This is a genomic window from Devosia sp. MDV22-iso42 (assembly GCF_058629155.1).
This window is the reverse complement of record NZ_JBZVWR010000013.1, coordinates 18,098-41,023: the sequence shown is the minus strand read 5'-3', so window position 1 is coordinate 41,023 and position 22,926 is coordinate 18,098. Positions and strand designations below refer to the sequence as shown.

The window sequence follows — 22,926 nt, the reverse complement described above, 5'->3', positions numbered from 1 at the left end:
CCTAACCCTCCAAAGAGGGCAGGCTAGGTGGTCAGCGGGCCCAGCTCAACCCTTATCGTTCGTATCCGCCGGCCGGCCGGGCCGGCGGCGCGCCTGACAGCCCTGGCGCCGCCACTGCCGGCTCCGGCCAAAGGCGTGCTGACAGGAACTGACGCGGCTCTTGGCCAGTCTGGGGCATCAGCGCACCGGAGACATTGTCATGACCACCATCGTCACCCTTCTGACCCCCGGCTATGCCGATTGGGAAACCGCGCTGCTCAATGCCGTGGCGCGGCAATATTACGAGGTCGATACGCTGTTTGCCACGCCGGGCGGCCGACCGGTCATCTCGGCCGGCGGCCTGCGGGTCACGCCCGACCTCGCCATTGCTGACATTGACCCGGGTGCCGTGGATGCCCTGGTGCTCAATGGCGGCACGGCCTGGACTGCGCCAGATGCCCCCGAACTGGGCGACCTGCCGCGGGCCGTCCGGGCGGCGGGCGGGCTGGTGGCGGCCATCTGCGACGGCACGCTGGCGCTGGCGCGGGCCGGACTGCTCGACCAGGTCCGCCATACCGGCAATGGTCCCGATGCGCTGACAGCCACCGGTTATGCCGGGGCGGCGCTCTATCAGCAGGTGCCGGCCGCTGTCAGCGATGGCGGCGTGGTCACCGCCCCCGGCACGGCGCCGGTCAGCTTCATGGCCGCAGTGATGGCGAGTCTGGGGCGGCACGACGACAACCTGGCGTTTTATCTCGGCCTGTATGCCGCCGAGCACCGGGCCGCCTGAGCCGACGAATTCAACCGATATTGTTGCCGCCTTGTCGATCCTTCTCCTGCCGGCCCGTCGTGGCTATGATTTGGGCGCCGGGAGGGCGAAACATGAGCAGGCATTATGGTTGGGTCATCGTGGCGGCGGGGGCGGTAATCTCCTGCGTGGCGGCAGGGTCGATGTTCGCGCTGCCGGTCTATCTGCAACCCATTGCCGAGGAAACCGGCTGGGGCCGGGCCGGGATTTCCGGGGCGATGACGCTGGGCTTTCTGGTCATGGGCGTGGCCGGGTTCTTCTGGGGGAGTCTCAGCGATCGCATCGGGGCACGACCGGTGGTGCTGATCGCCACGGCGATGCTCGGGCTGGGCCTGCTGCTGGCCAGCCAGGCCAGCAGCCTTGTCATGTTCCAGCTCAGCTATGGCGTGCTGATCGGGGCGGCGGCGGGCGCGTTCTTTGCGCCGCTGATGGCCAATGTGATCGGCTGGTTCGATGCCAATCGGAGTCTGGCCGTCTCGCTGGTCTCGATCGGCGGCGGCGTGGCGCCCATGGTGGTGACGCCTTTGGCCAGCGTGCTGATCGAGATGCATGGCTGGCGCAGCGCCATGGGGATGATCGCGGTGGGCGCGGTGGCCATCATCGTGCCGGTGGCGCTGCTGCTGCGGCAGGCGCCGGTTGCGGCCGCCAGCACGAGCAGGGCGGGCGGCGCAGCGACAGCAGAGTCCCAGCCCAGCCGCATCGGCGCCATTGTCCGCACGCCGCAGTTCATCGTTTTGGCCGGCACGTTCTTTTTGTGCTGCGCCGCCCATTCCGGGCCGATCTTTCACACCGTCAGCTATGCCATGATCTGCGGCGCCTCGGCGCTGGCGGCGGCCAGCATCTATAGCGTCGAGGGCGTGGCGGGCCTGTTCGGGCGGCTGCTGTTTGGCCTCTCGGCAGACCGGCTCGGCGTCAAGCGGGTGATCATTGCCGGCCTGCTCCTGCAGGCAGCGGGGATCTTTGCCTATATCTATGTCACCCAGCTGCGCGATTTCTACATGCTGGCCGCTGTGCTGGGCATGGCCTATGGCGGGGTGATGCCGCTCTATGCCGTGCTGGCGCGCGACTATTTCCCGCCCCAGGTGATGGGGGCGGTGCTGGGCGGCATTACCATGACCTCGGCCATCGGCATGGCCTTCGGCCCGGTGGGCGGTGGCTGGATCTTTGACAGCTTCGGGGATTACCAGTGGCTCTATATCAGCTCTGCCGCCATTGGCCTGGCCGCCGCAGCGCTGGCGCTGGCCTTTCCGCCACCGGCGGCAGTGGACCGGCAGGGCGAGCCCCTGCCGGCCTAGTCTGCTGCCCGGCCTAGACCGGCAGCATCAGCGTCGTGCTGCGCGTCACCGTGGCGGTCAGCGGCAGGTCGGCCGAGGAGAGGCCGACGCGCAGGGTGAAGCTGCCGTGCTCGACCAGCCAGTGGTGAGCCTTGGGGCGGAAGAAGGCGAAGGCGCGGGCGTCCAGCGTCATGGTGACCGGGGCGCTGGCGCCGGCCTTGAGCCAGACCTTGTCGAAGGCCTTGAGCTCCTTGGCCGGGCGCGGATCGGATGACAGGTCGTCGCTGACATAGAGCTGGACCACAGCGGCGCCGTCGCGGGCGCCGGTATTGGTCAGCGTCACGCTGACACTGACCGCGCCATCGGCCTCGAAACTGGTTTCGTCGATCGTCAGATCGGCCAGGGCAAAGCTGGTATAGCTCAGGCCAAAGCCGAAGGGGAAAAGCGGGGTCAGGCCGAGCCGGTCATAGTGGCGATAGCCGACAAAGATGCCCTCCTCATAGCGCACCTTGCCCTCAAAGCCGGGATAGACCTCGGCGTCCTGGCTATGCGCCGGGTTGTCGGCCCAGCGGGCGGGAAAGGTCTGGGGCAGGCGGCCCGAGGGCTCGACGGCGCCGGTCAGCACGTCGGCAATGGCATTGCCGGCCTCCTGGCCCGGATACCAGGCCTGGACCAGCGCGGCGACCGAGCCGATCCAGTCCATTTCCACCGGCCCGCCGGTCTGTAGCACGACAATGGTGTTGGGATTGGCATAGGCCACCGCGGCGACCAGTTCGGCCTGGCGACCGGGCAGAGCGATACTGGCCAGGTCGCTGCCCTCGGTGTCCCATTCGCCATTGCGACCGATGCAGACAATGGCGGTATCGGCATTGCGCGCCAGGCTCACGGCCTCGGCGATAGCCTCGTCGCCCAGCGGCAGGCCGATGCCGGCGGCAAAAGCGGCCAGGCCCAAAGTGGCAAAGTCCTTGGTGGCAAATTCCACGACCACGTCATGGGCGCGGCCCGCCTCGAGCGCCACCATGCCGACTACCTCGTCGCAGCCTTCTTCAAAAAAGGTGCGGCCCTTGGTCCAGTGGCTCCAGGCGTCAGCGATCAGCTGGCCATCGACATAGACCCGGGCAAAGCCGGCAGAGTAGATGCCGACGCGGTGGCTGCCGCTGGCCTCCGGGCTGAAGCTGCCGCTGATGCGGGCGGAAAAATGCAGCGGATCGACCTTGCCGTCGGCGACATTGCCGATCCAGAAGGCCTGCGCCTCGTCCTGGCTGGCGCTATGGACCGGCTCGCCTTCCAGCGTCTCATTGGCGAAATAGTCGACGCGGAAGCCGCCCTTGAGCACCGGCTCGAAGCGGTGATTGGTGCAGCCGGGCGCGTAGCGCAACCGGTCCTCGCCCAGCGCCGTCACCAGGCCCTGCCAGGGCGAGATGCGGTAATGCGCGTTGAGCTGGGCGCTGCCGCCGCCCATGATCTGGGCGGTCTTTGCATTGGGGCCGATCACGGCAATGCTGCCATCGCCCTTGAGCGGCAGCACGCCGTTGTTTTTCAGCAGCACGGCGGCCTCGGCGCCGGCCTTGCGGATCAGGGCGCGGTGCTCGGGCCGGTCATTGGCCTGCTCTGTAAAGGGGCGGTGATCGTCGAGCGAGCCGACCCGCTGCATCAGCCGCAGCATGGCAATGACGCGCTGGCGCAGGGTGTCGCGGCTGACGGTGCCGGCCTTGACTGCGTCGACCAGCTTCTGCCCGCGATCGCGCGTCGGTCCGGGCATTTCGAGGTCGAGCCCGGCATTGACGGTCTCGGCGGTAGAGTGCGAGCCGAACCAGTCCGACATGACAATGCCGTCATAGCCCCATTCCTGGCGCAGCACGGTGCCCAGCAGCCAGTCATGCTCGCTGGTATAAGTGCCGTTGAGGCGATTATAGGAGCTCATCACGCCCCAGGTGCCGGCCTTCTTCACTGCCCATTCAAAGGGGATGAGGTAGATTTCGCGCAGCGCCCGCTCGTCGATCTCGCTCGACATGGTGGTGCGTTCGATCTCGGATTCATTGCCGACGAAATGCTTGATGGTGGCGCCAATGCCCTGGCTCTGCAGGCCGGTAATATAGGCGCTGGCCAGTTCGGCAGAGAGGATCGGGTCCTCGGCATAGCATTCGAAATTGCGGCCATTGGTCACCGAGCGGTGGATATTGACCGTCGGCGCCAGCAGCATATGGGCGCTCTTGGACTTGACCTCCTCGGCCAGTGCCACGCCGATGTCACCGAGCAGGCTGACATTCCAGGTGGCGCCCAAAGCGATGCCGGCGGGAAAGCAGGCCGATTTGACGCCGCCGATCAGCGAGCCGCCGCCGCGCGCGCCATTGGGTCCGTCGGTGACGCGCAGCGTGCCGATGCCGAGCCGGTCAATCGCGGCAACCGACCAGAAATCCTGGCCCGACAGCAGGCTCACCTGCTCCTCCAGCGTCATCTGATCGGCAAGCTGGTCGATGCGGTCGGCAAGGGTATCGGTCATGGGCAGGGTCCTCGATGCGCCAGATGTGCCGCCCAAAGACAGGCCCGCCGGGGTGCTGTCAATTCCGTTTGGCGGCGCGGCGGACCGAAAATGCCGCGGCGGTCGGGTCGGTGCAGAGGGTCTCGACGATCGCCCCCTAGGCACAGAAGGGAACTACGTCTATATTAGTGCCTGAGTACCCGACGATAAGGCACAGAAATGTCATTGCAAGACACCTCCAACCATTCCAACTGCACCGCCATGTCCGATGTGCTCAACCGCATCGGCGACAAGTGGAGCGTCATGGTGGTGGGCATGCTGGGCCGCCAGGGCACGCTGCGCTTCAACGAGCTCAAGCGGCTGATCAATGGCGTCAGCCAGCGCATGCTGACCCTGACGCTGCGCAATCTCGAGCGCGATGGCCTGGTCACCCGCACCATCTATCCCGAAGTGCCGCCGCGCGTCGAATATGGCCTGACCGAACTGGGCAAGACGCTGCAGCAGCCGATCAGCGCGCTGTGGGACTGGTCCTCGGAAAATCACAGCTCGATCATGGATGCCCGTGCCATCTATGACGCGCGCAGCGAAGCGGTGGCGGCAGCGGCCGAGCCGCGCAAGGTCGCCTATGTCGGCAGCTAGGCCATGTGGACGCGGCAGGCGCTGGCGCAGCACTGCACCGCGCTTGGCCTCGTGCCCGGCGACGCGGTGCTGGTGCATGCCGGGCTGCGCTCGGTCGGCCCCCTGCTGGGCGGCCCCGATGCGCTGATCGGCTCCCTGCGTGACGCCATCGGGCCGGACGGCACCATCCTGGCCTATTGCGACTGGAACTATGACGACCGCGATCTGCCCGATCCGGCCCTGCGGGTCCATGTGCCGCCCTTTGATCCGCAGGCCTCCCGTGCAACCCGCGACAATGGCGCCTTTCCCGAATTGCTGCGCACCACGCCCGGCGCGCGCCGCAGTGCCAGCCCGGGTGCCTCCTGCGCCGCCCTGGGCGGCAAGGCCGACTGGTTCGTCGCCGACCACGCCCTCGACTATGGTTATGGCCCGCAATCGCCCTTTGGCAAGCTGGTGGAAGCCGGCGGCAAGGTGCTGATGCTGGGGGCGCCGCTCGACACCATGACGCTGCTGCACCATGCCGAGCACCTGGCCGATATCGCCAGCAAGCGCGTCCGCCGCTACGAGACGCCCATCCTGGTCGATGGGCAGGTGGTCTGGCGCCGGTTCGAGGAATTCGACACCGCCAACCCCGTTGTCGCCGGGCTCGATGATGATTATTTCGACATTCTGGTCGAGGGTTTCCTCGCCACCGGACGCGGACGGCGCGGGCTGATCGGGCAGGCGCCATCCGTGCTGGTCGAGGCGCCGGCCATGGTGGATTTTGCGGTGGACTGGCTGGAGCGGCGCTTTCCCGCCTGAGCGATCACACCGGGGCCGCATTCTGCGGCCAAGCCAGCATGGGTCCGTGCTAGAACCGGGACAATGGAGACGCGTGCCGTGGCAGACAACTGGACTCTCAAGGGCGTGTCGCGGGCCGATGACCGCCCGGTGCCGGACGGCGACGCGCCGCTGGCCTTTGCGCCGCCTGCCTTTGCCGGTTCTGCGCCGCCACGGGCGCGCACCAGCTTTTTCAGCATCGCCGCCGGGGTCATTGCCCTGATATCGCTGGGGGCCACGGCCTGGCTCTATGCCGAGACGCAGCGCGAGATCAAACGCGTCTCGACCGATATTGCGCAGATAAGGCTCAGCCTTGAGCTTTTTGGCCAGCAGCAGGCTTCTGCCGGCGGCGCTGCGGTGGATACCAGCAGCGACAGCAGCGCCGATGAACTGCAGGCGCTGGCCAACCGGCTGGCTTTGCTCGAGGCCAATCAGGCCAGCGCGATATCGGCAGCCACCAGCCTGCCGGCCCTACCGGTCGGCGATGCGGCAGGCGGCGGCGCCGTCGCCACGGGTGATGACTGCCTGCCGGTGGGCACGCGCTTCATGATGGCGGCCGGCGACAGCTATCCGGTCTGCGGCACCACCGGCACGGTGGCCATTGCCGCGGTCGACAATGGCTATGTGACGCTCTCGGATGGCACCATCATCGCCCAGGGCGGCACGGTGGGCCTGCCGGGAACGCAGTGCATGCTCGGCGTCATGCCCAGCGAGGGCGATGGCCTCAGCGGCTTTGCCGAGGTGCGGGTCAGCTGCTGATCGCCCGGGCCGGCCGGGTCTAGCCCCTGGGCCGGGTAAACGGCACCGGCGCGGTCTTGCCGCTCATCACCATGGTCACCTGCTCGCCGCCACCGAAGAGACTGCCCAGCCCACCCAGCAGATTGCTGGCCACGCCGCTCACCGCTTCGCCGCGCGCCTTGATGGCCGCGGCCTCGGCCACCTTGCGCTCCTCGGCGGCCAGGCTATTGGCAAAGGCCTTTTCGTCCGCCGCCTGCTTTTCCACCAAAGCTGCGGTCTGGATTACCGCCGGGCAGGGTCCCATGGGGTTGAGCGCCCCGGCGCCGCCGGCATTGAAGATATATTGCCGTTCGCAGACATCCCAGGTGGCCGGCTGCTTGTTCAGGTCGAACAGGTCATAGCCTTCCTTGATGTCCTTCCAGAAGGGCAGGTGCTGGCTGGAGGCCTGCTTGGCCAGGTTGGCCGGGGTCATCCGGAAGGGGAAGATCTGCAGCTGGAAGCTGGCATTGCCGCCCTTGAAGCTTTCGCGGGCCAGGGCATAGATTTCGGCAATGCCCTCGTCGGTCATGGCGTAGCAGCCGCGCGAGGAGCAGTCGCCATGCACCATCAGCTGGGAGCCGGTGCGGCCCATGACGCGGTCGAACTTGTTGGGAAAGCCGGTATTGAAGGCCAGGTAATAGTTGGACTTCGGGTTCATCAGGCCCGGGGTGATGGTATAGAAGCCTTCCGGGCTCTGCCGGTCGCCTTCCTTGATCTTGGGGCCCAGATCGCCGGAAAAGGCGCAGATCTCGTAGGTCTTGAACAGCTTGAACTGGCCACCGGCGGTGCGCTTCCAGACTTCGAGCATCTCTTCCTGTTTGAAGATGCGCACCACCATGGCCTCGCCGGGCGAGGAGCCCATGGCCTTGAGGGCGGCGACGACGCCGCTCTGCAAGGGCTGGTTGTGCCGGTTGCTGTTGGATTTGGGGAGAAAGCCGCCACAGGCGACCAAGCCGAACACGACCCAGAGCAGGATGATCGCGGAACACAGTTTGCGCAGAACGATGGCGGTCACGAGGGGCGGCCCACTTGCAGGAACAGACGCTGATCCACTGATGCACCAGTGGTTACCCAAGCATGAGAATGGCTGGTGAACGAAGTGTTACCATGGCGATAAATCGCCTTCCAGCGGGCAAATATCACACAGATGTGTGACCTGCCCGCCGCAGGGGATCGTCGCCAAGGCCTGGTCCGGGAGGCTAGAGCGCGGTGCCGATGGCCATGAACTTCTCGCGGCGCATTTCGCGGACCTCGAGGCGGCTCTTGCCGGCAAAGTCGGCGAGGAACTTGGCCAGCGCGTCGCGGGTGGCGTTCATCACCGTCTCGGGGTGGCGGTGGGCGCCGCCGGTGGGCTCGGGGATGATGCCGTCGATCACGCCAAAGCCGAGCAGGTCGGCCGAGGTGATCTTCATATTGGTGGCCGCATCCTGGGCCCGGGCCGCGTCGCGCCAGAGGATCGTGGCGCCGCCTTCGGGGGAAATCACCGAATAGATGGCGTGTTCGAGCATCAGCACGCGGCTGGCGGTAGCAATGGCGATGGCGCCGCCCGAGCCGCCTTCGCCGATGACGATGGCGATATTGGGCACGCCCAGTTCAAGCGACTTCTCGGTGGAGCGGGCAATGGCCTCGGCCTGGCCGCGCTCTTCAGCGCCGATGCCGGGATAGGCGCCGGCGGTATCGACCAGCGAGATCACCGGAATATTGAAGCGGTCGGCCATTTCCATGATGCGGACGGCCTTGCGATAGCCCTCGGGGCGGGCCATGCCGAAATTGTGCTTGAGCCGGGTTTCGGTGGAATTGCCCTTTTCCTGGCCGATCACGGCGACGGGCTGGCCATTGAAGCGGCCAAAGCCGGCCTGGATGGCAGGGTCTTCGGCAAACTTGCGGTCGCCGGCCATGGGTCGCCATTCGGTGATCAGCGTCTTGATATAGTCGGAGAAGTGCGGGCGCTGCGGATGGCGCGCCACCTGCGTCTTCTGCCAGGGCGTCAGGCGCTTGTAGATTTCGACCAGCGCCTCATCGGCGCGGCTGGACAGCCGGGAGACCTCCTCGTCAATGCTGACGGCCTGGTCGGCCGCGGCCATGGACTTGAGCTCGGCGATCTTGCCTTCAAGATCGGCTACCGGCTTTTCGAAATCGAGATAAGACTGCATTGCACCTGCCCGTTAGGGGTCGCATTGCTGGACCCGTGCATCAGGTCGCTGCTGTTGCGCCCTAAAGTGGCCGGAAAGTGACGATGGCGCAATGGCAAGTCAAGCGGAGTCACCGCGAAACCCTGTTAGTGGGTGTCAATGCTAACAGTCTGCTCACCGAATTGGGGGTGTCTGCTAGGGCTGGTTGAGCGGGTGGTGGGTCTCCACCAGCGTGCGCAGCTTCTCGTCGAGCACATGGGTATAGATCTGCGTTGTCGAGATATCGGCATGGCCGAGCAGCATCTGCACGACGCGCAGATCGGCGCCGCCGGCCAGGAGATGACTGGCAAAGGCATGCCGGAGAACATGAGGCGCAACGCGCGCCGCACTGATGCCGGCCCGCCCGGCCAGGCCCTTGAGGTCGCGGGCAAAAACCTGGCGGCTGAGATAGCCGGCCGCGCCTGAGGCGGGGAACAGGAACGGGCCCGGCTCGAGGGTTTTCAGATAGGTCTTGATGGCGTCGCGGGCCCGGTCATTGAGCGGCACGATGCGCTCCTTGTTGCCCTTGCCGGTGACGGTGATGAAGCTGGTGTCGCGCATCACCGCGGCGCGGCGCAGGCTCACCAGCTCGGAGACGCGCATGCCGGTGGCGTAGAGCAGTTCGAGCAGCACATAAAGCCGCAGGGCGCCGGCCTCTTCGCCCGGCGTGCCTTCGGCATTGGCCGCGGCCTCGGCGCTGGTCAGCAGCTTTTCCACCTCGGCCACCGAGAGCACCTTGGGCAAAGCGCGGCGGCTCTTGGGGCTGGCGACGATGCGGGTGGGGTCGTCGCCGCGCAGGTTGTCGGCGCAGAGGAACTGGTGGAACTGGCGGATGGCCGACAGGCGCCTGGCGCTCGAACTGGCCGCCAGGCCCTGGGCATAAAGCCCGTCGAGATAGGTGGTGACGTCCTGCCGGTCGGCATTGAGGGCGGTCTGGCCACGACGCGCCAGAAAATCGGCATAGTCGGTCAGGTCGCGGCGATAGGCATCAATGGTGTTCTTGGCGGCACCGCGCTCGGCGCTCATCATTTCAAGAAAGGCGCCGACCAGATGGCTGGCGCTCATTGCGGTGCGCTCGCGGGGGTGGCCTCGGTTGTGGCCGGTGCTGCCGGCGTGCTGCCGGGCAAAGCCGGCGCGCCGCCGCCCAGCAGGTCGCGGGTGGGGATGCGGATGGTCACCGGCTCGGGGGTGGGTTCGACAAAGGCAACCAGAGCGAACATGCCGACGTAAACAAGCCCCGCCAGGAAGGCCAGGGTAATGATGAGTCGGATCAGGGTCGGCATCAGGGTCCACCAGTGGGCATGGGCATTGCAGCATTTGCTTCAAACATGGGGGCAAATGGTTTCATTTCCGTAGGGATTAGGCAAGGACGCGCAAGTTCTTGACAGGAACCGCGGGGGCGGGTTGATAGCCCCCATATGAGGAGTGTCCCTTTGTGACCCGACCCGATCCGGCATTGCGGAAGGCCCGCGCCGAGGACCTTGCCGAGCGCCTGGCCGGTCGGCCCCTGGTGCTTGTGGGCATGATGGGCGCCGGCAAGACCACTGTGGGCCGCCGCCTCGCCGCCCGGCTCAATCGCCCGTTTCTCGACAGCGACGAGGAGATCGAGAAGGCGGCGCAGATGAGCATTCCGGAAATTTTCGAGCAGCGCGGCGAGCCCGAATTCCGCGCCGGCGAGACCCGCGTGATTGCCCGCGTGCTCAAGACGCAGAATGTGGTGCTGGCCACCGGCGGCGGGGCCTTCGTGCATCCCGAGACCAGGGCGCTGGTCAAGGAGGAGGCGATTTCGGTCTGGCTCAAGGCCGAGATCGATATCCTGTTCGAGCGCGTCTCGCGCCGTTCCAACCGGCCGCTGCTCAAGACGGCCAATCCGCGCGCCACGCTGCAAAAGCTGATCGATGACCGCTACCCGATCTATGCCGAGGCCGATGTGACGGTGATCAGCCGCGACGTGCCGCAGGACGCGGTGGCCGCCGACGTGGTCGATGCGGTGCTGGCCTTTCTCAAGCAGCAGGACAAGTGATGACCGCCATTGCGCACAAAGTTCACGTCGCCCTGGGTGATCGCGCCTATGACATCCTGATCGGCCCGCACCTGCTCGACGATGCCGGCGCCATCCTCGCCGAACGCTTTCCCGGGCGGCGCTATGGCATCATCACCGATGACAATGTCGCCCTGGCGCAATTGCCGCGGCTGCTGGCCTCGCTGGATGCGGCGGGGCTTGCGCATAGCGAAATCATCCTGCCGGCGGGGGAAGCCACCAAGTCCTGGGCCCATCTGGGGCAGGCGGTGGAGGGCATTCTGGCGGCCCGGCTGGAGCGCGGCGACCTGGTCATCGCGCTGGGCGGCGGGGTCATCGGCGACCTGGCCGGCTTTGCCGCCGCGATCGTCCGGCGGGGCATGGGCTTTGTGCAGATGCCCACCTCGCTGCTGGCCCAGGTCGACTCGTCGGTGGGCGGCAAGACCGGGATCAATTCGCCTTTTGGCAAGAACCTGATCGGCGCCTTCCATCAGCCAAGACTGGTACTGGCCGATCTTTCCACCCTCGATACGCTGGCGCCGCGCCAGTTCGCCGCCGGCTATGCCGAGGTGGTCAAATATGGGCTGATCGACGACGCCGAGTTCTTCTACTGGCTCGAGGCCAACCAGGCCGAGATCTTTGCCGGCGGGCCGGCAAGGGGCGAAGCCATTGCCCGCTGCTGCGCGCACAAGGCGCGGGTGGTGATCGAGGACGAGACCGAACAGGGCGTGCGGGCCCTGCTCAATCTGGGCCATACCTTCGGGCATGCGCTGGAAAAGGATACCGGCTTTTCCGACCGCCTGCTGCATGGCGAGGGCGTGGCCATCGGCATGGTGCTGGCGCATGGCTTTTCCACCAGAATGGGGCTGGCGCCCGGACAGGATACCGGCCGCATTGTGGCGCACTTGCAAAAGGCTGGTCTGCCCACCACTTTGGGGGAGATTCCGGGTGCGCTGGGTTCGACCGACAATCTGATGGCGGCCATCGCCCAGGACAAGAAGGTCGTGCGCGGCGCGCTTACCTTCATCCTGACGCGGGGCATCGGCCGGGCGTTCATCGAGAAGAATGTCGCGCCCGAAGCGGTGCGAGCATTCCTTGATCACCAGAGGTCTGCCTAACCCATGCTGTTGACTGCGCTTGCCATCGTCGCCCTGCTGGCGATGAGTTTTTTCTTTTCCGGTTCCGAGACAGCCCTGACCGCGGCCTCCCGGGCGCGCATCCACCAGCTGGCCCGCAGTGGCGACAAGCGGGCGCTGACGGTGGAAAAGCTCATTGCCGACAAGGAACGGCTGATCGGCGCCATCCTGCTGGGCAACAATGTCGTCAACATCCTGGCCTCGACCCTGGCCGCAAGCCTGCTGATCCAGATCTTCGGCGAGGCCGGCATTGTCTATGCCACGCTCGCCATGACGGCGGCGGTGGTGGTGTTTTCCGAAGTGATGCCCAAGACGCTGGCCTTGTCGCGGCCGGACAGCTTTGCGCTCTTTGTCGCGCCGGTCATCAATATCATCGTGCTGGTGTTTTCGCCGGTGACCCTGGCCGTGCAATGGCTGGTGGCGGGCATGCTGCGTCTTGTCGGGGTCGATACCGATGCCGATGACGGCCGCTCCGGCCATGACGAGTTGCGGGGCACGGTCGATCTGCTGCGGGCCGAAGGCGATGTGATCAAGCACGATGCCGACATGCTGGGCGGCATTCTCGACCTGCGCGACCTCAAGGTGGCCGACGTCATGGTGCATCGCATGCAGATGCTGACGCTGGACAGCGCCCTGCCGCCGGCGGAACTGGTCGAGCAGGTGCTGGCCAGCGCCTATACGCGCATTCCCATCTATGAGGGCAGCCCGGACAATATCGTGGGCGTGCTGCATGCCAAGGATGTGCTGCGGGCCATGGCCAAGAGCCTTGGCGATGTCTCGGCGGTGGACGTCAAGGCGATCGTCTACAAGCCCTGGTTCGTGCCGCAGTCGACCTCGGTGCATTCCCAGCTGGCCCAGTTCCGCAAGCGCCACGAGCATATGGCCATCGTGCTCAGCGAATATGGCGCGGTGGAAGGCCTGGTGACGCTCGAGGACATTATCGAGGAAATCGTCGGCGAGATGTCGGACGAGCATGACGAGCCGGAAGACGAGCTGATGAGCGGCATAAGCCGGCTGCCCGGCGGCGGCTTCATCCTTGATGCCAGCCTGTCGGTGCGCGACGTCAATCGCGCGCTGGGCTGGCAGTTGCCCGACAACCGGGCCCATACCGTGGCCGGTGTGGTGATCGATGCCGCCAAGATGATCCCGCTTGAGGGGCAGGAAATCATCGCCCACGATTTCCACTTCAAGGTGCTCGAGCGCGACCGGCAAAGAGTCGCCCGGGTGCTGATTCGCCCCCTGAGGCCGGCCCCGTCCGGCGCCTAGCGCTTCCGCTCAGCCTTCAGCCGTGCAACCGCCAATGCAGACTGCTGGCCGCCGTTGCATGATTTTGAGCGACATGGCTAAGCGCGGTCTGCTAAGTCATATGGCCCTGCCGACGGCAAGACGTCGATGGCCAGGGCATGCACCCGGTCCTTGAGTTCGGCATCAAGGGTTTCCATGACCGCGCGGTGTTGCGCGATGCGGCTGAGCCCGTCAAAATGGGCGGTCGCGATTCTGACACGAAAATGGGTTTCACCCCCTTCGCGCCAGCCGGCATGGCCATGATGGAGCATCGATTCGTCGATCACATCGAGGAAAGCGGGGGCAAACCTGCTGGAGAGCTTGGCGGTCATGGTGTCTTTGACGGACATCGGTCGGGCACTTTCTGAATGATCTGAGGCAAGTAATTAGGCGCAATGAAACCGCAATCCAAGATCTTCGATACCATCCGCATCCGGCCGCGCCGCGAGGAAAAGCCCGCGCCCATCGAGCACATGTGCGAGTGGGAAGGCTGCAACAAGGCCGGCGAGTACAAGGCGCCCAAGGGCAAGAGCCGCGAGGCCAAGCGGACCGAGGGTGAATATCACCGGTTCTGCCTGGAACATGTGCGCCATTACAATACGGCCTTCAACTTCTTTGCCGGCATGGAAAAGGACGAGCTCGACGTGGCGCTGACCCAGCCGCCCAAAGCCGAGAGCCGTTCGAGCTTTGCCACCGGCAATCCCGGGGTGCGGCCACGCGCCGCGGCCACGGCCGGCATGCGCCCGGGCGACCGCTATGGCGATCCGTTCGGCGTGTTCGCCAAATACCGGCATCGCCAGGCGCAGAAGCCGGCCGAGGAGCGGGTCAAGCCGCTCAACGAGAACGACCGCAGGGCGCTCGAAACGCTGGGCATTATCGGGCCGGCCAAGACCGAGCAGATCAAGAGCGCCTACAAGACGCTGGTCAAGATCCACCATCCCGATGCCAATGGCGGCGACAAGAGCTCCGAAGAACGGCTGCGCACCATCATCGCGGCCTATAGCCACCTCAAGAAAATGGGCTTTGTCGGCACCTAGGCTTGCCGGAGCGGTGGCTACCACAGCCATCACAATGCTGCTATAGAGCCGCCGAGCTTTCTGCCCTTCCCGCCTCGTTTTTTCGCCAAGAGTCCTGCCATGACCGAGTACACCAATCTGCCCGACACCGAATATTCGGCCCGGGAGCTGTTCGGCATCGATACCGACATGAAGGTGATGGGTTACGCGGTGCCCAACAGCCATGTGCCGCCGATCGATCCTGACTATCTGTTCGATCGCAATACCACGCTGGCCATCCTGGCCGGCTTTGCCTTCAATCGCCGTGTCATGGTGCAGGGCTATCACGGCACCGGCAAGTCGACCCATATCGAGCAGGTCGCGGCCCGGCTGAACTGGCCGCTGGTGCGCGTCAACCTCGACAGCCATGTCAGCCGCATCGATCTGGTCGGCAAGGACGCGATCGTGCTCAAGGACGGCAAGCAGATCACCGAATTCCGCGACGGCATTCTCCCCTGGGCGGTGCAGAACAATGTCGCGCTGGTGTTCGACGAATATGACGCGGGTCGCCCCGACGTGATGTTCGTGATCCAGCGCGTGCTTGAAGTCGCCGGTCGCCTGACCCTGCTCGACCAGAACCGCGTGATCGTGCCGCATCCGGCGTTCCGCCTGTTCTCGACCACCAATACGATCGGCCTGGGCGATACGTCCGGGCTCTATCACGGCACCCAGCAGATCAACCAGGGCCAGATGGACCGCTGGAGCCTGGTGACGACGCTCAACTACCTGCCGCATGACAAGGAAGTCGGCATCGTGCTGGCCAAGAACAAGGCCTATGCCGAGACCGAAAAGGGCCGCAAGCTGGTCTCCAACATGGTGCGGCTGGCCGATCTGACGCGCTCGGCCTTCATGAATGGCGACCTCTCGACGGTGATGAGCCCGCGTGCGGTGATCACCTGGGCGGAAAACGCCACGATCTTTGGCGGCGATATCGGCTTTGCCTTCCGCCTGACCTTCCTCAACAAGTGCGACGAACTGGAACGTCCCGTGGTGGCCGAGTTCTATCAGCGCGTGTTCGGCGAAGATCTGCCGGAAAGCTCGGCCAACCTGGCCGTCACGGCCTAGAGCGTTTTCAGCAAAAGTGCATTCACTTTTGCGGTTCGAAAACGCGACAAACCAGGGACCTGGAGTGTTTCGCCGTTCAGCGAAACGGTGAGACGCTCCAGGCACCGCCCGCACGGCCTTGTGGTTCGACAAGCTCACCACGAGGCCTACTGTGAATTCTGCGATGTTCCGTAGACCTCATGGTGAGCTTGTCGAACCATGGGGTCGCGGGCACTGAACCGGTAGACCATGGCACAACCACCGCGCAGCAAAGCCAACAAGCCCGACCAGACCCAGGTGTTCAAATCCGCCATGGGGGCAACGGTGCGCGCCATCGGGGCCAAGCCCGATCTCGAGGTCACCTTCACCGCCGATCGGCCATTGCTGACCTCCGACAAGGCCCGGCTGGCCAATCTGCCGCGGCTGCCGACGCGGCGCGACATTGCCATTGCCCGCGGCCAGGGCGATGCCATGGCCATGCGTCTGGCCAGCCACGATCCGGAGGCCCATCGCAAGCGGGCGCCGATGGATGCCACGGCCCGCGCCGCCTTCGATGCGCTCGAGCAGGCGCGTGTCGAGGCCCTGGGCTGCGTACGCATGCCCGGCATGGTGGGCAATATCGGGGAAATGTTGGAGGATCGTCTCTTCCGCGCCAATTTCGCCGAGGTCGATGACAGGGGCGACGCCCCCATTGCCGAGGCCCTGGGCCTGCTGCTGCGCGAAAAGCTGGCTGGTGTCCCCATTCCGCCCTCGGGCCATGCGCTGGTCGAGCTCTGGCGCAAGGAGATCGAGGACAAGGGCGGCAAGTCGCTCGACGCGCTGCTGACCCGCTATGAGGACCAGGACGAGTTTTCGCGCGCCGCCAAGGCGCTGCTGCGCGACCTCAACCTGGTGCCCGAAAGCGAGCTCAACGATCCCGACGATGCCGACGAGGACGATGGCGACGATCAGCAGCCCGACCAGGGTGATGCGTCCGACCAGGCGCCCGAACAGGGCGAGGGCGAGAACGACAGCCAGGACAGCGAGCAGGACGAGCAGACCGGCGACAGCGAGGAAACCGGCGATGTCGACGGCATGGAATCGGACATGGCCGATACCGATGACGACGCTGCGGCCGATGCCGGCGAGGATGCACCCATGCCGCCCCCCGGCAAGGATGGCGGCACCGAGCTCTCCAACCAGTTCAACTACAAGGTCTTCACCAACAAGTTCGACGAGATCGTCAAGGCAAGCGAGCTGTGCCCGCCCGACGAGCTCGACCAGTTGCGGGCTTTGCTCGACAAGCAGCTGGAAAACCTCGCTGGCGCCGTGGCGCGGCTGGCCAACAAGCTGCAGCGGCGGCTGATGGCCAAGCAGAACCGCAGCTGGCAGTTCGACCTCGAAGAGGGCCTGCTCGATACGGCGCGGCTGACCCGTGTGGTCACCGATCCGATGCAGGCGCTCAGCTTTAAGGTCGAGAACGATACCGATTTCCGCGACACCGTGGTGACGCTGCTGATCGACAATTCCGGCTCGATGCGCGGCAGACCTATTACGATTGCCGCCATTTGCGGCGACATTCTCGCCCGCACGCTGGAGCGCTGCGGCGTCAAGGTGGAAATCCTGGGCTTTACCACCCGCGCCTGGAAGGGCGGCAAGAGCCGGGAAGCCTGGCTCGAGGCCGGCCGGCCGGCCAATCCCGGCCGCGTCAACGATGTGCGCCACATCATCTACAAGGCGGCCGAGGAACCCTGGCGACATGCGCGGCGCAATCTGGGCCTGATGATGCGCGAAGGCCTGCTCAAGGAAAACATCGACGGCGAGGCGCTCGAATGGGCGCGCAAGCGGCTGATGGCGCGCCCGGAAGCCCGGCGCATCCTGATGGTGATTTCCGATGGCGCGCCGGTCGATGACAGCACGCAGTCGGTCAATGCCGGCAATTATCTGGAAGCCCATCTGCGCCAGGTGATCGAGGATATCGAAACGCGCTCGCCGATCCAGCTGGTCGCCGTCGGCATCGGCCATGACGTGACGCGCTATTATCGCCGTGCCGTGACGCTGCTCGATGCCGAGGAACTGGCGGGGGCGCTGACCGACGAGCTGGCGGCATTGTTCGACGAGGAACTGCCCGCCCAGACACGTCGCCGCGGACGGTGATGACTCGGCGGCCGGCCACGCTTGCCTTGGTCCTGCTGGCGGGGTGGCAGCCCCTCCAGGCGGCCGAGGTGGCGGTCACCGCCACGCAATTGCCCTCCTTCGGCGAGGTGGCCCTCGATGCCCCGGTCGGCGGGCTGGTGTTTCGCGGCGGGGTGGCGCTGGTGGCGCAGGACGACACCTTTGGCGGCCTTTCGGGCATGGCCTTTACCGGCCGCAACCAGCAGGTCAGCTTCGTTTCCGATCGCGGCAGCTTCGTCACCGGGCACCTGGCCTATGACGATGCCAACCGGCTGTTCGGCCTGATCGGGGTCACGGTCGAGCCGATGCAGAATTCCAAGGGCGCGGCCCTGCCGCGGCAATATGCCAAGGATGCCGAGGGTATCGACACCATCTACCGCAATGGCGAAGCAGTGGCGGTGCGGGTGGCCTTCGAGCACCTGACGCGGGTGGCCGATTTCGACCTCAGCGCCGGCATTCCGGGCGGCCCGGCCCGCGAGGTGGCGCTGCCGGACTGGCTGAGCGAGCTGCGCACCAATGCCTCGCTCGAATCGGTGTGCATTGCCCCGCCCGCCTCGCCCATTGCCGGCTCGACGCTCTTGCTGGCCGAGGACCGCGATGACGGCGCCGGCAATCACAGCGCCTGGCTGCTGGGGCAGAACGACAAGGGCGCGCTGAGCTATCAGGCGCATGCCGGGGTCTATCCCACCGATTGCGCCTTCCTGCCCAATGGCGACCTGCTGGTGCTGGAGCGCGGCCTGTCCATGCTGACCTTCAACATGGCCGTGCGGCTGGTCCCGGCGGCCGAGGTGCGGCCCGGCCAGGTGATGGAAGGTGGCCTGCTGCTGTCGGCCAGCGGCAATGCCATCGACAATATGGAGGCCCTGGCGGTGCATACCGCGCCCGGCGGGGAGACGCGGATTCTCATCGGTTCGGACAATAATTTCAACGACTGGCAGCGCAGCCTGCTGCTCGAATTTGCCCTGGCCGAGTGAGCGCGCACAGGCAGCGCCACAGCATGGCCACAGTGAATCCCGGCGGCGATAGTGGCGGATCGGTCACTGATTCGTAGTTTTTGATTTTGCTGTATTTTTGTGCTATGGTCTTGATCAATGCAGTTAAGCCCGTCACCCAGCCCGTGCCCCAAGGCACGATTTTTTTGACAACATCGCAGGATGCACGCACACCGGGAAGAAGCGGACCTGGTGCTCGTGGGGTTTGTTTGCGCGCGGCGTTCCGTTTGAACGCCAACAAGTAGGAGTGGACGGTCCTATCCGCCGGGAACTGTCCATTTGGGGCGTTAACAAGGAGTGCCGTGAATATGGTAGCCAAGAAGACACAGCAGCGGCTTGGGTTCAAGACGGGCGAATATGTTGTTTACCCGGCGCATGGCGTCGGCGTGATCGTCTCGATCGAAGAACAGGAAGTTGCCGGTCTGGTCCTTGAGTTGTTCGTCATCAGCTTCGAGCAGGACAAGCTGACGCTTCGCGTCCCCGTCGCCAAGATCAAGTCCGTCGGCATGCGCAAGCTGGCTGAAGAAGACATGGTCGTGCAGGCCCTGACCACCGTGACCGGCCGCGCCCGCGTCAAGCGTACCATGTGGTCGCGTCGGGCCCAGGAATATGAAGCCAAGATCAATTCGGGCGATCTGATCGCCATCTCCGAAGTCGTGCGTGATCTCTATCGCTCCGACGAGCAGCCCGAGCAGTCCTATTCGGAACGCCAGCTGTTCGAGCAGGCCATGGATCGCATGAGCCGCGAGATCGGCGTCGTCAATCGCCTGACGCTGACCGAAGCCGTGCAGCTGATCGAAAAGAACCTCGCCAAGTCGCCCAAGCGCAGCAAGGATGCCGCCGCCGACAGCGACGAGGAAGCTGCCGCCTAAGGCGCTCTTCCATGTTCCAAAAGTGCAAGGGCCGGTGGACACACCGGCCCTTTTGTTTGCCCAAAAGGTGACCTGCCCGGTTAGCAGTCTGATAGCATTTTGGCGCAAAAGGGGACGAGCGATCGAATGGGGTGTGACGGCTAGAGCCGGCTCATGGCCTCGGGCAGCAGCACCACGCTTTCCTGTTCATTGGGGTCGGTGTGGGCGATCAGCGCCCGGGCCGGGCGGTCAGTCGGGTTGAACGGCTGGTGCGGCACGCCGGCCGGGATATAGACGTAATCCCCCTCCTCGACCTGATCGAGAAATTCGAGATTGGGCCCGTGGTAGAACGAGGTCGAGCCTTCGAGCTGGAAGATCGCGGTTTCGTGGCTTTCGTGGAAATGCGGCTTGGCCTTGCCGCCCGGCGGCAGCACCAGCATGTGCATGCAGATGCCGGTGGACCCGGCACTTTCGGCCGATATGCCGGCGAAATAGTCCATCCCCTGCTTGCCGTGAAAGCCCGCGCCCCCGCGGATAACCCTGCACTGCGCCATCTGCTGCTCCCCAAGTTGCGCCTGTCGAGGCGGGCAGTCTGCGCGCATTTTCGCGTCGGGAGCTAGTCCTTTTCGCTGCCGCCATGGCGGGCCAGGGCATCGCCCAGGCGCGTGGTGGCGCTGCCCGGCTTGAGCGGCTGCTGCTGGCTTTCATGGGGCGCCCAGCCGGAAAGCCAGACAATTTCGAGCGTGGCGCGGACGCGACCATCGGGGTCGGCGTCACGCTCGGCATAGCTCTGCGCCGCGGCGGCCAGCAGGGCCCTGGTGGCCGGGCGGCGCGAGCGGTCGGCCAGGGGATTGGCGGCGCCGAGTGCCTTGAGTTCGGCCATCAGGGCAAAGGGCGTGGGGTAGCGCACCATATGGGTCTCGACATCGGCGACGGGCAGCGCCAGGCCCGCCCGCTGCAGCAGGGCGCCGCCATCGCGCACCTGCAGCATGGGGGCGACGCGGGCCGAGGCGCCGCCGGAAACCGTGGAATCGGCAGCCAGAAAGGCCTCGCGCAGCTCGGTCAGCGTCTCGCCGCCCAAAGCGGCCACCAGCAGCAGACCATCGGGCGCGAGGCGCGCCCGCAGGCGCGCCAGATAGCCGGGCACATCATTGACGGCCTGCAGGTGCAGCAGCGAGACGATCAGGTCATAATTATCCCCGGCCAGCCCCGGCATGTCATCATTGCCCGCAAAGGCCGCGTGGCGCTCGAAGGGGAAGCGGGTGCTGGCGGTCTGGCCGAATGCGGGGAGTTTGTCGACGTCAGGACCGATGATGGCGGCGCGGGGAAAGGCCCGGATCAGCGCAGCGAGGCGATCCTCAAGGTCGGCCAGCACCAGATCGGTGACGAAGTCGCCGCCGCCGGGGCGCCGCGCCAGATGCCGGGCGACCAGGGCGGTATCGAAGATGGACGGTGGCTGGCTCATGGTGACTTGCGGCCGGTTGTGGAAATGGCACTATGGCCCGCGTTATGGAGAGCGCCGAAGGGCTTGTCAAAAGCGGGATGTGGCGCCGCGGCCTGGCGGAGGGGGCGCGGGGGCTGGGTCGCGGCCTGCTCGATCTGCTCTATCCCCCGGTCTGCCTGCATTGTGACGCGCCGGTGGCAACGCCCGATACGCTGTGTGCGGCGTGTTTTGCCCGGTTGCGGCCGATCACCGCGCCGCTCTGTCCGCGGCTCGGTCTGCCCTTTGCCGTCTGGATGGGCGATGATGTGCTCTCGGCCGAGGCCTTGGCCGATCCGCCCCCCTTCGGGCGCGCCCGCGCGGCCGTGGTCTATGGTCCGGTGGCCAGCGCCGTCGTGTCCCGGCTCAAATATGGCGACCGGCCCGAACTGGCGCGGTTCTGTGCGCGGCTGATGGCGGGGGCCGGCCATGAGCTTTGGGCGGAAAAGCCGGTTCTGGTACCGGTGCCATTGCATCGCGCGCGACAGCGGGCACGGCGCTACAATCAATCCCATGAACTGGCCGTCATGCTGGGCCGCTTTACCGGCCTGTCCGTCGATGCGGGCCTGGTGCAGCGCATTCGCAAGACGCGCCAGCAGGTTGGGCTAAGCGGCGATGGAAGGCAGCGGAACGTGGCGGGTGCCTTTGCCGTTTCCCCGCATGTCCTGGCGCGCGCGGCGGGGAAGCGGGTGGTGCTGGTCGATGATGTCTTTACCACCGGCGCCACGACCAAGGCGGTCACCCGCGCTTTGATCAGGGCCGGGGTCAAGAGTGTCGATGTCGTGACTTTTGCCCGCGTTGTCATTGGCGATGACTTACCCATATAAGTACAAACACCCGTAATGATGGGAGAATTTTCTTGGCCACTATCGAGATCTATACCACCCCGACCTGCCCCTATTGCCATGCCGCCAAGACGCTGCTGGCCGACAAGGGCGCTGATTATACCGAGATCACCGTGCTCGACCCGGCATTGCGAGAGACGATGACGCAGCGCGCCCATGGCCGCCGCACCGTGCCGCAGATCTTCATCGATGACGCCCATATCGGGGGGTATGACGACATGGCGGCGCTGGATCGTCGCGGTGGTCTCGATCCACTGCTGGCGCGCTAGGCCACAGGGTGAAAATTGCCGCCATCCAGTTGCGCTCGGGCCCAGACCCGGTCGCCAATCTGGCCGCCCTGGAGCCGCTGCTGGCCAAGGCGGCGGAGGCCGGGGCAGGCTATGTGCTGACGCCTGAAGTGACCATGGCCTTTGCGGAAAACCGCGCCGGCCTGGTGGCTGTCGCTGCGCCCTATGACAATCATCCGCAGCTGCAGCGGGTTGGTGAACTGGCCCGGCACTATGGCATCCATATCCATATCGGCTCCCTGGCCGTGCCGCTGGCGGATGGCCGCTTCGCCAATCGCTCGGTACTGTTCGGGCCCGATGGCGCCATCATCGACCATTACGACAAGATCCATCTGTTTGACGCCGATGTTGCCGGGCTCAATGCCTATCGCGAAAGCGAGACCTATCGGGGCGGGGATCGTGCGGTAACGGCGCCGCTGGGCGAATTTATCCTCGGCATGGCGATCTGCTACGACATGCGTTTTCCGCCGCTGTTCAACGCGCTGGCGAGGGCCGGGGCCGGGCTGATTGCGGTGCCGGCCGCCTTCACCGTGCCCACGGGGCAGGCGCACTGGCATGTGCTGCTGCGCGCCCGCGCCATCGAGACGGGCTCCTATGTGATCGCTGCGGCCCAGGGCGGCCAACATGCCAATGGCCGGGCGACCTATGGCCACTCCATCATCATCGACCCCTGGGGTCGCATTGTGGCCGAACTCGATCACGACCAACCCGGCGTGCTGCTGGCCGAGATCGCGCCCGACCAGGTCACCGAGGCCCGCAGCCGCATTCCGGCGCTGGCCAATGCCCGCAACTTTGCCGCCCCGCTGCCGTTGCAGGGCTAGTGCATTGACCTATATCGGTAGTGACAACG

General features: G+C 65.6%; 24 protein-coding genes. 16 read left to right on the top strand and 8 right to left on the bottom strand.

Annotation, left to right across the window (positions count from 1 at the left end; translation table 11 throughout):
- Positions 1 to 199: 199 nt before the first annotated feature.
- Both AC4NN3_RS16550 and AC4NN3_RS16545 read left to right on the top strand, forming a co-directional pair.
- Positions 200 to 769: a DJ-1/PfpI family protein gene (locus tag AC4NN3_RS16550; protein WP_491928194.1), complete on the top strand. Its 570-nt coding sequence runs from the start codon at positions 200 to 202 to the stop codon at positions 767 to 769.
- A 92-nt stretch (positions 770 to 861) separates the two neighbouring features.
- Complete coding sequence (locus tag AC4NN3_RS16545) at positions 862 to 2,082, top strand: MFS transporter (RefSeq protein WP_491928193.1); 1,221 nt, start codon at positions 862 to 864, stop codon at positions 2,080 to 2,082.
- A gap of 13 nt (positions 2,083 to 2,095) precedes the next feature.
- On the opposite strand, the gene AC4NN3_RS16540 is transcribed toward AC4NN3_RS16545, so the two are convergent.
- Positions 2,096 to 4,564, bottom strand: coding sequence for a beta-glucosidase (locus AC4NN3_RS16540; protein WP_491928192.1), 2,469 nt, complete (start codon positions 4,562 to 4,564; stop codon positions 2,096 to 2,098).
- Positions 4,565 to 4,762: 198 nt separating this feature from the next.
- Between AC4NN3_RS16540 and AC4NN3_RS16535 the strand changes: the two genes are divergently transcribed.
- The 3 genes from AC4NN3_RS16535 (at position 4,763) to AC4NN3_RS16525 (ending at position 6,739) form a co-directional block, all read left to right on the top strand.
- Positions 4,763 to 5,182, top strand: a complete 420-nt coding sequence (locus AC4NN3_RS16535) for a winged helix-turn-helix transcriptional regulator (RefSeq protein WP_193334480.1) — start codon at positions 4,763 to 4,765, stop codon at positions 5,180 to 5,182.
- A gap of 3 nt (positions 5,183 to 5,185) precedes the next feature.
- Positions 5,186 to 5,962 (top strand): aminoglycoside 3-N-acetyltransferase, encoded by a 777-nt coding sequence (aac(3), locus tag AC4NN3_RS16530; RefSeq protein WP_491928191.1) that lies wholly within the window; start codon positions 5,186 to 5,188, stop codon positions 5,960 to 5,962.
- 78 nt (positions 5,963 to 6,040) lie between these two features.
- Entirely contained in the window at positions 6,041 to 6,739 is a 699-nt protein-coding gene (locus AC4NN3_RS16525) for a hypothetical protein (RefSeq protein WP_491928190.1), read from the top strand.
- A gap of 19 nt (positions 6,740 to 6,758) precedes the next feature.
- Here AC4NN3_RS16525 and AC4NN3_RS16520 read toward each other — a convergent pair whose 3' ends face one another.
- The 4 genes from AC4NN3_RS16520 to AC4NN3_RS16505 form a co-directional block, all read right to left on the bottom strand.
- Positions 6,759 to 7,772, bottom strand: a complete 1,014-nt coding sequence (locus AC4NN3_RS16520; RefSeq protein ID WP_491928189.1) for a L,D-transpeptidase family protein — start codon at positions 7,770 to 7,772, stop codon at positions 6,759 to 6,761.
- Positions 7,773 to 7,956: 184 nt separating this feature from the next.
- Positions 7,957 to 8,910 (bottom strand): acetyl-CoA carboxylase carboxyltransferase subunit alpha, encoded by a 954-nt coding sequence (locus tag AC4NN3_RS16515; RefSeq protein ID WP_491928188.1) that lies wholly within the window; start codon positions 8,908 to 8,910, stop codon positions 7,957 to 7,959.
- A 174-nt stretch (positions 8,911 to 9,084) separates the two neighbouring features.
- Positions 9,085 to 9,993 (bottom strand): site-specific tyrosine recombinase XerD, encoded by a 909-nt coding sequence (gene xerD, locus AC4NN3_RS16510; protein WP_491928187.1) that lies wholly within the window; start codon positions 9,991 to 9,993, stop codon positions 9,085 to 9,087.
- Positions 9,990 to 10,211 (bottom strand): hypothetical protein, encoded by a 222-nt coding sequence (locus tag AC4NN3_RS16505; RefSeq protein ID WP_408639756.1) that lies wholly within the window; start codon positions 10,209 to 10,211, stop codon positions 9,990 to 9,992. Before AC4NN3_RS16505 ends, xerD begins: the two co-directional genes overlap by 4 nt.
- Before the next feature lie 152 nt (positions 10,212 to 10,363).
- Here AC4NN3_RS16505 and AC4NN3_RS16500 point away from each other — a divergent pair, with 152 nt between their 5' ends.
- From AC4NN3_RS16500 to AC4NN3_RS16490, 3 genes are read left to right on the top strand one after another with little or no spacing between them, the layout of a single operon-like run.
- Positions 10,364 to 10,951 carry a shikimate kinase gene (locus AC4NN3_RS16500; RefSeq protein WP_491928186.1) on the top strand — a complete coding sequence of 196 codons (588 nt, stop codon included), beginning with the start codon at positions 10,364 to 10,366 and terminating at the stop codon, positions 10,949 to 10,951.
- On the top strand, positions 10,951 to 12,066 hold the full coding sequence (gene aroB, locus AC4NN3_RS16495) for a 3-dehydroquinate synthase (protein WP_491928185.1): 1,116 nt from the start codon (positions 10,951 to 10,953) through the stop codon (positions 12,064 to 12,066). The genes AC4NN3_RS16500 and aroB overlap by 1 nt, the downstream gene beginning before the upstream one ends.
- Positions 12,067 to 12,069: 3 nt before the next feature.
- Positions 12,070 to 13,350, top strand: coding sequence for an HlyC/CorC family transporter (locus tag AC4NN3_RS16490; protein WP_491928184.1), 1,281 nt, complete (start codon positions 12,070 to 12,072; stop codon positions 13,348 to 13,350).
- Positions 13,351 to 13,427: 77 nt separating this feature from the next.
- On the opposite strand, the gene AC4NN3_RS16485 is transcribed toward AC4NN3_RS16490, so the two are convergent.
- Entirely contained in the window at positions 13,428 to 13,718 is a 291-nt protein-coding gene (locus AC4NN3_RS16485; RefSeq protein ID WP_491928183.1) for a BolA family protein, read from the bottom strand.
- 45 nt (positions 13,719 to 13,763) lie between these two features.
- Between AC4NN3_RS16485 and AC4NN3_RS16480 the strand changes: the two genes are divergently transcribed.
- The 5 genes from AC4NN3_RS16480 to AC4NN3_RS16460 all read left to right on the top strand — a co-directional run bounded on the left by AC4NN3_RS16480 (position 13,764) and on the right by AC4NN3_RS16460 (position 19,485).
- Positions 13,764 to 14,405: a J domain-containing protein gene (locus AC4NN3_RS16480; RefSeq protein WP_491928182.1), complete on the top strand. Its 642-nt coding sequence runs from the start codon at positions 13,764 to 13,766 to the stop codon at positions 14,403 to 14,405.
- A 99-nt stretch (positions 14,406 to 14,504) separates the two neighbouring features.
- Complete coding sequence (cobS, locus tag AC4NN3_RS16475; protein WP_491928181.1) at positions 14,505 to 15,488, top strand: cobaltochelatase subunit CobS; 984 nt, start codon at positions 14,505 to 14,507, stop codon at positions 15,486 to 15,488.
- 228 nt (positions 15,489 to 15,716) lie between these two features.
- Positions 15,717 to 17,603, top strand: coding sequence for a cobaltochelatase subunit CobT (cobT, locus tag AC4NN3_RS16470; RefSeq protein ID WP_491928180.1), 1,887 nt, complete (start codon positions 15,717 to 15,719; stop codon positions 17,601 to 17,603).
- On the top strand, positions 17,603 to 18,595 hold the full coding sequence (locus AC4NN3_RS16465; protein ID WP_491928179.1) for an esterase-like activity of phytase family protein: 993 nt from the start codon (positions 17,603 to 17,605) through the stop codon (positions 18,593 to 18,595). The genes cobT and AC4NN3_RS16465 overlap by 1 nt, the downstream gene beginning before the upstream one ends.
- 326 nt (positions 18,596 to 18,921) lie before the next feature.
- Positions 18,922 to 19,485 carry a CarD family transcriptional regulator gene (locus AC4NN3_RS16460; protein WP_491928178.1) on the top strand — a complete coding sequence of 188 codons (564 nt, stop codon included), beginning with the start codon at positions 18,922 to 18,924 and terminating at the stop codon, positions 19,483 to 19,485.
- A gap of 140 nt (positions 19,486 to 19,625) precedes the next feature.
- On the opposite strand, the gene AC4NN3_RS16455 is transcribed toward AC4NN3_RS16460, so the two are convergent.
- Together AC4NN3_RS16455 and AC4NN3_RS16450 are read right to left on the bottom strand one after the other, a co-directional pair.
- On the bottom strand, positions 19,626 to 20,018 hold the full coding sequence (locus tag AC4NN3_RS16455) for a cupin domain-containing protein (RefSeq protein ID WP_491928177.1): 393 nt from the start codon (positions 20,016 to 20,018) through the stop codon (positions 19,626 to 19,628).
- A gap of 62 nt (positions 20,019 to 20,080) precedes the next feature.
- A complete protein-coding gene (locus AC4NN3_RS16450) occupies positions 20,081 to 20,929 on the bottom strand; it encodes a class I SAM-dependent methyltransferase (RefSeq protein WP_491928176.1) in 849 nt (282 codons plus the stop codon).
- 32 nt (positions 20,930 to 20,961) lie between these two features.
- On the opposite strand from AC4NN3_RS16450, the gene AC4NN3_RS16445 reads away from it, so the two are divergent.
- Genes AC4NN3_RS16445 through AC4NN3_RS16435 form a run of 3 tightly spaced genes read left to right on the top strand, consistent with a single transcriptional unit; the run spans position 20,962 to position 22,897 of the window.
- Entirely contained in the window at positions 20,962 to 21,771 is an 810-nt protein-coding gene (locus AC4NN3_RS16445) for a ComF family protein (RefSeq protein WP_491928175.1), read from the top strand.
- Positions 21,772 to 21,803: 32 nt separating this feature from the next.
- Positions 21,804 to 22,058 carry a glutaredoxin 3 gene (gene grxC / locus AC4NN3_RS16440; RefSeq protein ID WP_193334497.1) on the top strand — a complete coding sequence of 85 codons (255 nt, stop codon included), beginning with the start codon at positions 21,804 to 21,806 and terminating at the stop codon, positions 22,056 to 22,058.
- A gap of 8 nt (positions 22,059 to 22,066) precedes the next feature.
- Positions 22,067 to 22,897 carry a carbon-nitrogen hydrolase family protein gene (locus AC4NN3_RS16435; RefSeq protein ID WP_491928174.1) on the top strand — a complete coding sequence of 277 codons (831 nt, stop codon included), beginning with the start codon at positions 22,067 to 22,069 and terminating at the stop codon, positions 22,895 to 22,897.
- Positions 22,898 to 22,926 lie beyond the last annotated feature (29 nt).

What these genes read in the sequence shown, in the direction of transcription:
- AC4NN3_RS16550 (WP_491928194.1), top strand. Translation starts at nt 200, where the DNA reads ATGACCACCATCGTCACCCTTCTGACCCCCGGCTATGCCGATTGGGAA.
- AC4NN3_RS16545 (WP_491928193.1), top strand. Translation starts at nt 862, where the DNA reads ATGAGCAGGCATTATGGTTGGGTCATCGTGGCGGCGGGGGCGGTAATC.
- AC4NN3_RS16540 (WP_491928192.1), bottom strand. Translation starts at nt 4,564, where the DNA reads ATGACCGATACCCTTGCCGACCGCATCGACCAGCTTGCCGATCAGATG.
- AC4NN3_RS16535 (WP_193334480.1), top strand. Translation starts at nt 4,763, where the DNA reads ATGTCATTGCAAGACACCTCCAACCATTCCAACTGCACCGCCATGTCC.
- AC4NN3_RS16515 (WP_491928188.1), bottom strand. Translation starts at nt 8,910, where the DNA reads ATGCAGTCTTATCTCGATTTCGAAAAGCCGGTAGCCGATCTTGAAGGC.
- xerD (WP_491928187.1), bottom strand. Translation starts at nt 9,993, where the DNA reads ATGAGCGCCAGCCATCTGGTCGGCGCCTTTCTTGAAATGATGAGCGCC.
- AC4NN3_RS16505 (WP_408639756.1), bottom strand. Translation starts at nt 10,211, where the DNA reads ATGCCGACCCTGATCCGACTCATCATTACCCTGGCCTTCCTGGCGGGG.
- aroB (WP_491928185.1), top strand. Translation starts at nt 10,951, where the DNA reads ATGACCGCCATTGCGCACAAAGTTCACGTCGCCCTGGGTGATCGCGCC.
- AC4NN3_RS16490 (WP_491928184.1), top strand. Translation starts at nt 12,070, where the DNA reads ATGCTGTTGACTGCGCTTGCCATCGTCGCCCTGCTGGCGATGAGTTTT.
- AC4NN3_RS16485 (WP_491928183.1), bottom strand. Translation starts at nt 13,718, where the DNA reads ATGTCCGTCAAAGACACCATGACCGCCAAGCTCTCCAGCAGGTTTGCC.
- AC4NN3_RS16480 (WP_491928182.1), top strand. Translation starts at nt 13,764, where the DNA reads ATGAAACCGCAATCCAAGATCTTCGATACCATCCGCATCCGGCCGCGC.
- cobS (WP_491928181.1), top strand. Translation starts at nt 14,505, where the DNA reads ATGACCGAGTACACCAATCTGCCCGACACCGAATATTCGGCCCGGGAG.
- cobT (WP_491928180.1), top strand. Translation starts at nt 15,717, where the DNA reads ATGGCACAACCACCGCGCAGCAAAGCCAACAAGCCCGACCAGACCCAG.
- AC4NN3_RS16465 (WP_491928179.1), top strand. Translation starts at nt 17,603, where the DNA reads ATGACTCGGCGGCCGGCCACGCTTGCCTTGGTCCTGCTGGCGGGGTGG.
- AC4NN3_RS16460 (WP_491928178.1), top strand. Translation starts at nt 18,922, where the DNA reads ATGGTAGCCAAGAAGACACAGCAGCGGCTTGGGTTCAAGACGGGCGAA.
- AC4NN3_RS16455 (WP_491928177.1), bottom strand. Translation starts at nt 20,018, where the DNA reads ATGGCGCAGTGCAGGGTTATCCGCGGGGGCGCGGGCTTTCACGGCAAG.
- AC4NN3_RS16450 (WP_491928176.1), bottom strand. Translation starts at nt 20,929, where the DNA reads ATGAGCCAGCCACCGTCCATCTTCGATACCGCCCTGGTCGCCCGGCAT.
- AC4NN3_RS16445 (WP_491928175.1), top strand. Translation starts at nt 20,962, where the DNA reads ATGGCCCGCGTTATGGAGAGCGCCGAAGGGCTTGTCAAAAGCGGGATG.